The organism is Shewanella sp. 11B5 (assembly GCF_002836795.1).
Lineage (GTDB): Bacteria > Pseudomonadota > Gammaproteobacteria > Enterobacterales > Shewanellaceae > Shewanella > Shewanella frigidimarina.
Genome location: NZ_PJAP01000832.1, coordinates 1 through 1,593, shown reverse-complemented (window position 1 = coordinate 1,593; position 1,593 = coordinate 1). Strand labels below are relative to the sequence as shown.

Annotated in this window: 2 protein-coding genes; both read left to right on the top strand. The window is 37.7% G+C overall.

Translation table 11 applies throughout. The features are described from left to right. Positions 1 to 316 (top strand): hypothetical protein (locus CXF78_RS16915; protein ID WP_219622088.1); only part of this gene is annotated, 316 nt, incomplete at its 5' end. Next, positions 285 to 1,593: TnsD family Tn7-like transposition protein (locus CXF78_RS16910; protein WP_145991526.1), on the top strand; the 1,309-nt coding region annotated here is incomplete at its 3' end. The genes CXF78_RS16915 and CXF78_RS16910, both read left to right, overlap by 32 nt.

Here is a 1,593-nt window from a genome sequence, read left to right as displayed (position 1 = left end):
ATCAGCTATTAAGTCAGATAAAAATAAGATCTTCGAGCGTCTTGTAAATTCTCATGATAAGAGAAGAGTAAAACCCAAAAACAACAAATCAAATCAAGCTCTAGCAAAGCCCCAAAATCCAGAAAAATTACAGCGTAATGACTTTAAACGCATCAGCAGAAAGGATTGGTCCAAGTTACCTCTCGATGACCTGAGGTATTTATTCTCACAAGATAAAAATGGTAGTTTTTATCACGTTCTAAAAAATGAAAAGCTTATCTTGTCTATGAGCGATTTGATTAGCTATGCTGAACTTCCCAGCGCCGTACCCAGATGAGTTAGTATATGGCATATTGAGCCGGGCCAGAGTACGCTTTTGCGTAACAAGTCCTAAGCGTTTACTCAGCGGTGTCATTGGCAGTCGCTCGGCTATTTCTTCAGTAAACTTTCCCTCTCGGCTTAACGATTTCACCTCGATTAATTCGTTAAATTTACCCTCGCCCATAGATCTTATTTATGGGCACACTCTATTCCCATTGTATAGTCCATTTCTACCCGAAAATAGAAGGTTAGAATGTTTAAACCATATGCAATTTAAGAGCTTTGGCTCGGTTCACCTCGCTTCTGGTTATGTCGCATCACTAATACCTAAATTACATGTGATGAGAACTTGTCGGGATTGTATTGAAGAGCAACTGAATACAGTCGGTGAACCCTACTGGAGAAGAATACATCAAATTGTTGGCATAAATCATTGCTGTATACACGGAACTCCACTAGTAAATATTCAACCCTACCATTCAATGCAACATAGGCATGAGTATTTTCCTCTGCAAACTCAACAAATAGAAACATTTTCACCTCAGATATTGATATCCAATCCTAAGTGGTTAGACGAGCAAGTGTGTTGGCTGCTCTATCGAGGAGAGCAGCAATCACTCAGTTTTGAGCAATGGACAAACCTGTATAGAGATTTACTTGTTAAAAATGGATTCGCAAAAGGTTGTTTTTGTAATTACCCATTACTGAAAGAGGCAATTGAGAGTGCGTGGTCAGCGGAATGGCTACGTTCAATGAATTTATTTCCAAATGAAACGGAGTCTAATTGGTTACATAAGATTTCCCAAAAGCATCGAAAATCCTTCAGTTATTTAGAGCATTTAGTCGCACTTTATGCCATTCAAAAAGATATCAAGCTCTCTGAGGTTATGGATAGGGGAAGGTCTTTAGTTAAATCAAATATCAAAAAAGTTAAATTAACGACTTTCTCAAAAACAAAAATGCGAGAAAACCAAAAAATATGGCTAAATCAAGTTAAACAATTCGGGGCCAAAGTTGCCAGGAAAAATGGCTATGAAAGTACATATATGTGGTTATACCGCCACAATAGAGATTGGTTACTTAACACTAATAACAAATACAAGCGTCCTATTCCCGTAGTAAACAATAGAGTTGATTGGAAGAGAAGGGATATGGAAATTGTTAGAGCCCTTATTCGTATAATCGATAAACATTTTGATGATATTTCGGGACCTCGATTGTCGATGAAATGGCTTGTTTCTCAATTAGATACTGGAACGTCAGTGGAGAAGTATCTATATAAACTGCCCTTGG